This is a genomic window from Litorivivens sp. (assembly GCF_041625495.1).
Lineage (GTDB): Bacteria > Pseudomonadota > Gammaproteobacteria > Pseudomonadales > Spongiibacteraceae > Litorivivens.
On sequence record NZ_JBFJTH010000147.1, the window covers coordinates 1 to 9,304 of the forward strand.

Consider the following 9,304-nt stretch of genomic DNA (forward strand, 5'->3'; position numbering starts at 1 on the left):
CGGGCAGGTTGATTTGGGGAAGATTTTCAAGCTTGTCTAGCTCCACAAGCTTAATTTCAGGAACATCCACACCAGCAAGTTCAGCTAGCGACATAGCCGTGTATTCGTTCAAAGGAACAAGCTTGTGTCGTGTTGAGGGTGTTTTGACTATCCAATCACCCAACGCATCATCCCTGGACAGATGATAGCGCCCCTCCCTTTCCTTCATGGAAAACTTCATCTGCACGCCAGCCAATGAAAACTTGCTTTGCTGCGCAAGCTTTTCGAACTTCACTGGCTGCGCCTTTCCGAGCATCTGCAAAACCTTGTCCGGCACAGCTTCCGGGTCTAAAGGCCTGGCTTCAATAGCTCCCGGCAAATCCGAACCAAGGTACGAGAAGATATGGAACTCATTATCAATGTGAACCTTCAGGCCTTGCGCGACTAACTCACGCAAAGAGCCTTCCGGAAGCAAATTCGACAGTACAGGATGGAGCCGCTGATTCCGCTGCCATGGCTCTTCCAAGAGTTTGGCTGAAGCAGGAAATTTTGGATGAGTAATCAGGCTAAATGTTGGGCGGCCTGAATCGTTTCTAAACGTATCGGCAAAACTCAGTACATTCCGACCGCCCTTAAAGCCCGCGAGGTAGCCAACAAGTACACCGTGAATCGTAAGCTGCAATACGGCAACCTTATCCGCCGCATCCGTGCTCACTCATTTTCTCCCAACAACCCTCGCCAAGGATCATCAGCGAGAGAGGTGCCGCTTTCTTTGGCTGAATGCTCGGATCCCGATGAAGCCGCTTCATCCTCGGCAAGAAACGCAAGTACCGTACTTAACTTTTCTTGCGGTACTAACAGCAATTCACTTCTAAGCCCCTTGGCGACAAGCTCCAGAGTATCAAGGCGCGGATTCCCTTTAGACTCCAGCCTCTGATATTGCTGCCGCGACATACCTACCCGCAGCAACATATCATGCTGTTTAAGCGCCAGTGCTTTACGGCGTTTTCTGATTTGCTCAAGTAGCGAACTCATAAAGAAACTTATATATTGCCACACTCAGAAAAGAAACATATTAGTTTCCTTTTTTAAATATAGCAACACTTAAGTTTCCATAAGGAAGCGCCCGGAATGGCCTCAGAGTGAAGAAGCAGCTCTACGGCCACTGCGGCTGAGCCTACGCCGCAGCCCCAACCTAAGTCACGACACCCCGGCAAAAATGGTTTAAACCCGGCGCCATCGTTACTAATTAGTTATCGAGCTTCACCTCAGGCAGGATTCATTTGGCTGGACGCGGACTACAGCGTGTTGCGCTTAAGCTCACCACCTTTCATGATCAACGGCATCTGCTCCGGGCGCTGGAAAATGGACAGGTCTTCCAAGGGATTGCCGTCCAGCACAATCAGGTCGGCGAAGGCTCCTTCGCTGATTTCACCTACCTCACCCTTCATCTGCACAATTTCCGCATTGATGGAGGTCGCTGACCTCAGGATATCAATGGCTGGCTGCACCTCTGAACGGTACTCAAACTCATGGCTTTGCAGGGGGTGATACTGTGGTCCGAACAGATCGGTGCCCATGCCCATTTTTGCGCCTGCGCGATGCATGTTCTCAACGGATTGCAACATTTGCTGATAGAGCGGTTTAACCTTTTCCAAACTTTCCGGAAACATACCCATCGAAGGGCCAAAGTCCAGAATCTGCTTCACCACCGCCAGCGTCGGTACGGCGAAGGTTGAATCGGACTCTGCTAGCAGTTCGGCAGTGTCTTCATGAATCTCTGTCGCATGATCTATCGAACGCACGCCATTGCGCAGACTGCGTTTGGCGCCATCGTCGGTGTGACAGTGAACTACCACGTATTTACGGCGGGTATTGGCTTCGTAAACCGCGGCTTGAATTTCCTCATCCGTAAACTGCGGCATCCAGATCGGATCCGTTGGCGACGCCACACCACCGGAAATAAACATCTTGATATGATGGGCGCCTTTTCGCAGCTCATCGCGGCATGCCTTGCGAACTTCATCGACACCGTCAACGACTTGGCAAATTGTTCCCGAGTATGCACAACCGCAATTCTGCTCTTCATCCGCCGGACGCATATCGCCGTGGCCGCCCGTTTGCGACAGCGCCTTGCCACCGTAGAGAAAGCGCGGACCATTGATCAGACCGGCTTCAGTGGCCAGTCGCAAACCCACATCACCGCCGCCCAGATCTCGTACGGTGGTAAAACCCCGTTGTAGGGCGCCCTCCAGTAATTTGATGGAATGGCTAACCTTCAAAGGCGCTGGCATATGATCTAGCTCATGCATGTTGAAGGTGATGGAGTAAGCGTGAAAATGCAGATCCAGCAGGCCCGGCATCAGAAACTTGCCTTTAAGGTCAATCACATTGGCACTGTTTAGCTTGATGTCGCCTTGCTTGATCTCGCGAATGCGACCACCTTCAATAGCAATGCTCGCGCCTTCCAACAATTCTTCATTGTGGCCATCAAAGACCAGAGCGTTCTTTAAAATTTGGAGTGCCATCTTCTACCCCTGTCAGGTTAGCGATTAACCTACCGGATTACCGCATCAGCCTGCAGTCCCATCTATGCTGTCAGCAACATCGCCAATAAACGCTTTAACGTCACTCTCCTGTATATCCCAGGAACACAACAACCGAGCACCGCCTTCACCGATAAAGGTATAGAACTGCCAGCCCTTAGCGCGTAACCGCTCGCACACTGGTGGGGAAAGATCCGCGAACACCGCATTCGACTGAACCGGATAACGCACAGCAATATCGAGTTTTTTCAGCTCATCAGCCATCATACTCGCCATGCGATTGGCGTGAGCCGCGTACTTCAACCAGGTATTTTCCCGCAACATTCCCAACCAGGGGGCAGACATAAAACGCATTTTAGACGCGAGCTGCCCTGCCTGCTTGCAGCGATAGGCAAAATCCCGGGACAGTTCGCGGTCGAAAAACACCACCATATCCCCGACCGGCATACCTAATTTAGTGCCACCAAAACACAGAACATCCACCCCCGATCGCCAGCTGAGATCAGCCGGTGATGCACCCGACCCCGCGACAGCATTGGCAAAACGGGCGCCATCCATATGCACCTTCAAGTCATTCTCGCGAGCGTATTCACATAGCGATGACAACTCACCCGGACTGTAGACTGTGCCATGCTCCGTTGATTGGGTCAGGCTCAGTACCCTGGGCTTCGGAAAATGAATGTCAGATCGGGAGCTCACTAGCGACTTGACACTATCAAGCTCTAGCTTGCCATTTTTGCCATTGCCTAACAGTACCTTGGTACCGTGGGAAAAAAATTCCGGCGCACCGCACTCATCGGTTTCCACATGCGCGTATCGGTGACAAATCACACTATGATATGACTGACACAACGAAGCGATGGCCAGTGAATTGGCCGCTGTACCGTTAAACGTGAAATAGACATCGCAGTCTGTTTCAAAAATCTCGCGCACCAGATCAGATACGCGTGCAGTCCATTCGTCATTGCCGTAGGCGGGTGCATGGCCGGTATTGGCTCGCTGCAGTTCCTCCCATGCCTCAGGAGTAATACCCGAAAGGTTATCACTGGCAAACTGCCGATGAACCAAACATTTTGGAGATTGGATACTCATTTAACATGTTTCCTTTGGCCAGACTGCAGACCCAAAAAATGGCTAAAGGGGCACTATCAGGCTGCCTTATGCTTCTCTTTGGCCGCTTCAATAATTTCTTCAGCCAGGTTCTCTGCAACACTCTCGGTGCTCACACCAAGTTCATCCGAACGTTCGAAGATACGGGTTAACGTACCGGCAATCTGCTCAACATGCGCATTACTGCGTCCGGAGTTGCCGTCAACCCGCTGATAATGCACGTCGATAATGCCGCCTGCATTAATCACAAAATCCGGCGCGTAAAGTATGCCACGCTGAATCAGCCGCTCTCCCTCTGCAGGCGTCGCCAACTGATTGTTTGCCGCTCCGGCAATGATCTTCGCATCAATAACGTCCACGGTTCTGTCGTTGATCACCGCGCCCATCGCGCAGGGGGCAAAGACATCAACACTCAGCTGGAAAATCTCATCGACATTGACGATCTCAGCGCCCAATGCTTCAACCTTTTTCAGATTATCCGGATTGATATCAGCAACGAAGACCTTCGCGCCATCTTCAATCAACCGACGGGTCAGATGTCGGCCAACCGCGCCAGCGCCTTGCAGAGAAATGCGCAGGCCTTCAACACTGTCACGGCCCAAACGATACTTCACTGCCGCCAGAATTCCACAGTAGGTTCCGTAAGCGGTGTAAGGAGAAGGGTCTCCGCCGTGTTCCTGGCCATCCAATACGCCACTAACATGAGTTGTTCGCTCGCCAATCACTTTCACATCAGCCACTGTGGTACCCGAGTCTTCTGCAGCAACGTATTTGCCTGACAAACTCTCAACAAACTCACCCATCGCCAGCAACAAATCACGATTCTTCTGAACCGCTGGATTCCCGATAATCACCGACTTCCCTCCGCCCATAGGCAGACCGGCCAGCGCCGATTTATACGTCATACCGCGCGACAAACGCAGTACGTCTTCCAGCGCCTGATCGGTATTGCTGTAGGGGTACATTCTGCAGCCACCCACTGCAGGCCCGAGAGTGGTGTCATGAATCGCAATAATAGCTTGCAGACCTGTTTTAGGGTCATCGCGGAATGCGACCATTTCATGGTGGTTGAAGGAGCGCGCGTCAAAAACAGCCATGCCGAGAATCCTGATCGTCAGTTAAGTTAGAGGCGTGTCGTTAGGCAATAGAAAGCCTGATGAATCGACTAATAGTAGGGGCCTCTATCAGGCATTGCTATTTGACCTAACCACCAATATCGCAAAAATCAGGATGGCATATACCGAAAGTACATAATTGGTGAATAATGAATACCGTTATTTGCGGGTAAAAGGGATATAAGTCAAAAGGCTAACGTCGAAAGCTCACCGCATCAGGCAGGCAAGTAACGCACAGCACGCTTGCGAAGTTCGCTGAGCACAACAACCCATAACAGCGCAGGCATTAGATTAATTACATTGATCTCCGCGGTTTCAAGCAACGTCAAACCAATGGCCATAATCAACACGCCGCCTGTTGCTGACAAAAGCTTGATCAGCTCCTCCGAAAAGAACTTTCTCGCGCTACCCGCCAAGAGCGTAATACCTCCCTGAAAAACCAGCATGGGCAAGATGGAAAATAGCACACCCACGCCAAGCGCCGACGCCAGCGCTATCGAAACAATTCCGTCAATCCAGGCTTTCACTTGCAGCAGTTGGCGACTGCCCTCGATCCCTTCCTGAATCGCACCAACAACCGTCAGCGAACCCACACAAAAGATCATAAACGCGGTAACCAGTCCCTCCGTAAAGTTCGGATCACCGAGAGCCAGCGTCGATTCCAGTAGCCCACCAAAAGCATCCACGCGATCACTGAGATCTGCAGCTTGCCCCGTTAGCCCACCCAGGATTAACGCAAGAATGAGTACAACAAGGTAGGAATCAGGAACTTTCAAAGCCATATTGATTCCGAGAACCAGCACACCCAGCCCAACGGACTGAAAGAGAATATCTTTCATCTCAACTGAGAATAGCTGTCCAAGCGCAAGCCCCAGCAGACTGCCGAGGGCAACCGCCAACATATTGATAAAGGTTCCGACAGGCCAAACGATCCTGAATCCTGAAGACACGATTGACCCCTACTAATCTCGGAGAAAGTCTGCGATTTCAAAGGCCAGTTCCAGCACCTGGTCGGCGTTCAAGCGCGGATCACATTGCGTCTGATAGCACTTGGCCAGATCAGCATCTGAAATCTGATAAGCACCGCCGGTACACTCGGTGACATGCTGCCCGGTCATCTCCAGATGGATACCGCCGGGATGCACCGATTCACTCTCAAGAATGCCAAAGAACTGCTTTATTTCTGACAGGATTCGATCAAACGAACGCGTCTTGAAACCACTGGAGGCTTTCACCGTATTTCCGTGCATGGGATCGCAGGACCACACCACCTGCCGACCTTCGCGTTTCAGGGCCGCCGCGAGGGCCGGCAAGGTTTTCGAAATTCCATCACTTCCCATACGGCTAATCAGCGTAAGTCGGCCAGGCTCATTCTTCGGGTTCAGCACATCTACCAAACCAAGTAATTCATCGACCTGCATGGATGGCCCCACTTTCACCCCTACAGGGTTTTCTATACCCCGAAAGAATTCCACGTGAGCACCATCGAGCTGCCGGGTTCGCTCTCCAATCCAAACCATATGGGCCGATGAGTCATACCATCCTCCAGTTGCCGGATTTTGGCGCGTTAACGCCTCTTCATAGGGCAACAACAGTGCTTCGTGTGACGTAAAGAACTCGGTCTGACCCAGCGCAGGATGACTTTGACTGTTGATTCCGCAGACTTCCATAAACGACAGCGCATCCTGGATAGTGCGCGCCATCTGCTCGTAGCGCTCACGCAGCGGGTTGTTTTCCAGAAAGCTCAAATTCCATTGATGCACCTGGTGAAGATCAGCCTGCCCACCGCCGATAAATGCCCGCAGCAGGTTGAGTGTGTTAGCCGACTGGTTATAAGCCATTATCATACGATCCGGGTCAGGCTCGCGGCTGCGCTCATCGAAGGCTGGAGCGTTGATATTGTCTCCACGATAGCTGGGCAAACTTTTATCATCCCGCTCCTCCATATCTGACGAGCGCGGCTTGCCAAACTGCCCGGCGATACGGCCAACCTTTAACACTGGACGACGTCCCGCATACGTCAGCACAATCGCCATCTGCAGCAAGACATTGAACGTGCTGCGTACAGAGTCGATCGAAAAGTCCGAAAAGCTTTCAGCGCAATCCCCCCCCTGTAGAAGAAATGCCTCTCCCTGAGCCACGCGGGCTAGCCGATCTCGCAGTGAAGCAACTTCATTGGGTAATACCAAGGGCGGCATTGACGTCAATTGCGACTCAACTCGCTGCAGTGCATCGAGGTCACGGTATCCTGGCTGCTGCAAGGCAAGCTTTTGCCGCCAGCTGGCGCGTTCCCATTCACCGTCCAATCGTTTGTTTTCTGTTTTCATTAATCCAAAATTCTCTATCACACTTTCACAAAGGCACGGCCTTGGCGTGATACCGCAACAGCCGAAGCGACAAAAGACTAACCTTCAATAGATAATCCGCCACCATCGTGGCGAAAAGGTAATTTACATGCCAATCCAGTGCCACCACCCCGGCACCAAGGGCAAGGCGCAAACCTATACCCGCCAATGTCGATATCAGCGGAAAGCGAGTGTCCCCCATTCCGCGCAACACCCCACTAATCGAGCTTTCGACAGCAATCAGAGGCAGCAAAGCCGCGAGGATTTGTACAAAAGGGGTCGCGTATGCCGCGACCACCGGATCATCCACCATCATAGCTGACAAGGACGACGCGAATATGCCCGCGGGCAATCCGAGCAATGCGAGCGCCGCGACACTGAGCACCACACTTCTCCAGGCCACCGTACGCACCAGATCTGGTCGACCGGTGCCTAGGCACTGCCCGGCGATACTCGATCCGGCGAGACTGAAGCCGAAACCGACCACAAATATGACTGCGAGCAAGGAAATTGCCAACCCAAATGCGGCAAAGGCCTCTGTGCCGTAGTGTGCCACATAGGCTAAAAAGACAATCATACTGCCATGGATAATGACCTGCTCAAGGGTCGCAGGAATTGCGATTTGCAGAAGATGCCTGCCTTGCCGAAGGCTGGGTGTTGGGCGAGGCCCACTAATAAAGCGGTATCGATTGCGCCACCAGCGCATCCCGAATAGTGAGAAAGCCAACAGCGGCGCTATACCGCCGCCCAGCGCAACCCCTACTACTCCCCAGGCCGGGAAACCGAAAAGGCCCCGCGCTAGCACCAGGCTCAGGACAATATTGAGTACACAACTGATGACCGAAAAACGCATTGGGGTGCGGGCATCCCCCGTGGCCCGAAACGCGGAGCTGAGGAGGACCACTACAGCGTAAATCGGGTTAAAGGCCAGCATTACCCAGAGGAACAAAGTCAGACTATCTGCCGCTTCGCCCTCAAGCCCGAATAAGCTTGCAATTGGCCGCGCAAAAACCACCCCAAGCAGCAAGGTCACCAGCGAGATTGCCACTCCGAGATAGAGCGATTGCCAAGTCCAGCGCGCCGCCTGCATAGGCCCACTGCGCCCCCAGGAGCGGGCCACCAGTGCCGTTGTCGCGACGGAAATCCCCAGCAACAGGGCCTGCACCAAGACAAAGATGCGATGGCCGGAAGTGACTGCAGCAATACTTGCCGCCCCGTCATCCGATACTATTTTGACGTAGGCAAGACCTACACTGGAGAACAGAATATTGGTAATGATCGCCGGCCAGGCGAGTTCCCAAATCTGCCGATAAGAAACGGACGTTGGGCGTTTTGGCACGATACCAGGCACTGCGCCTCCACCCCCTCGGTTAAGCTCTTCGAATTAATTCATCATTATACACCTGCAGGAACGGCTATTAACAGCCGTTATACCGCCTCAACGGCAGCGCGGATTGGATCACCCTCAGTCAACGTCATCAACGACGCATTTCCGCCCGCAGCAGTGGTATTGATCGTGACGGTTTTTTCGAGCACAAAGCGCTGCAGATAGAACCGCCCCGGTTCTTCGCAAATGAAACACGCCAAAGCCCCTTGCCGTTGCGCCAGCGTTCGCGCAATGGTTGAATTCAATGGATGCGAGGGCAAGGTCAGCACACCTTGCACCTTCGCATCGAGCAACACCGCGCTCAACTGCTCTTCCTTCACTTCAGGCTTCAGACTACATGCCTTCAGGGCAGACTCCGGCAGAGTCTTCTGCAAATGTTCGACTAGCGCTGCCGGCGCATGCACATCCAGGCGATTGCCGGCGACCATGGCTGTCGAAATCGCTGCGCATGCCTGCTCAGCGCAATCCTGTTCGTCGAACAACGCCACCAATCGGCCTCGCGGCTCTAGATGCAAGGTATTGGATTCGCCTGTTGGCCCGGGCAGCGCGATGGCCGCCAACTGTTCTCTACCCGTCGCCAGAAATTCTGCCCAATCAAGATCAGTGCTCGCGTTACAACGAACCAGACGCTTCAAATAATGGGGGCCACCTGCTTTGGGTCCGGTGCCTGACAACCCGCGACCACCGAAGGGTTGCACGCCTACGACCGCTCCAATCATGTCGCGGTTAACGTAAACATTACCGACCTGAGCACGCCGCGCGATACGATCAGCGGCGCCCTGAATGCGACTATGCACCCCTAGCGTAAGACCAAAGCCACAG

Annotated in this window: 9 protein-coding genes; all 9 read right to left on the minus strand. The window is 53.1% G+C overall.

The genetic code is table 11. The annotated features are described in order from the left end of the window. A partial coding sequence (locus ABYP39_RS14680) for a type II toxin-antitoxin system HipA family toxin (protein WP_372783255.1) occupies positions 1 to 694 on the minus strand: 694 nt, incomplete at its 3' end. Then, positions 691 to 1,014 carry a helix-turn-helix domain-containing protein gene (locus ABYP39_RS14685; RefSeq protein ID WP_372783257.1) on the minus strand — a complete coding sequence of 108 codons (324 nt, stop codon included), beginning with the start codon at positions 1,012 to 1,014 and terminating at the stop codon, positions 691 to 693. The genes ABYP39_RS14685 and ABYP39_RS14680, both read right to left, overlap by 4 nt. A 263-nt stretch (positions 1,015 to 1,277) precedes the next feature. After that, a complete protein-coding gene (locus tag ABYP39_RS14690) occupies positions 1,278 to 2,507 on the minus strand; it encodes an amidohydrolase family protein (protein ID WP_372783259.1) in 1,230 nt (409 codons plus the stop codon). Between the two features lie 45 nt (positions 2,508 to 2,552). Next, positions 2,553 to 3,617, minus strand: coding sequence for a low specificity L-threonine aldolase (locus ABYP39_RS14695; RefSeq protein ID WP_372783261.1), 1,065 nt, complete (start codon positions 3,615 to 3,617; stop codon positions 2,553 to 2,555). Between the two features lie 56 nt (positions 3,618 to 3,673). Beyond that, on the minus strand, positions 3,674 to 4,732 hold the full coding sequence (locus tag ABYP39_RS14700) for a Glu/Leu/Phe/Val dehydrogenase (protein WP_372783263.1): 1,059 nt from the start codon (positions 4,730 to 4,732) through the stop codon (positions 3,674 to 3,676). A gap of 233 nt (positions 4,733 to 4,965) precedes the next feature. Further along, positions 4,966 to 5,700 carry a DUF554 domain-containing protein gene (locus ABYP39_RS14705; RefSeq protein WP_372783265.1) on the minus strand — a complete coding sequence of 245 codons (735 nt, stop codon included), beginning with the start codon at positions 5,698 to 5,700 and terminating at the stop codon, positions 4,966 to 4,968. A 12-nt stretch (positions 5,701 to 5,712) separates the two neighbouring features. Continuing rightward, entirely contained in the window at positions 5,713 to 7,077 is a 1,365-nt protein-coding gene (locus ABYP39_RS14710; protein ID WP_372783267.1) for a class II 3-deoxy-7-phosphoheptulonate synthase, read from the minus strand. A 25-nt stretch (positions 7,078 to 7,102) separates the two neighbouring features. Beyond that, complete coding sequence (locus tag ABYP39_RS14715) at positions 7,103 to 8,446, minus strand: MATE family efflux transporter (RefSeq protein ID WP_372783269.1); 1,344 nt, start codon at positions 8,444 to 8,446, stop codon at positions 7,103 to 7,105. Positions 8,447 to 8,523: 77 nt separating this feature from the next. Then, a partial coding sequence (locus ABYP39_RS14720; RefSeq protein WP_372783271.1) for an aldehyde dehydrogenase family protein occupies positions 8,524 to 9,304 on the minus strand: 781 nt, incomplete at its 5' end.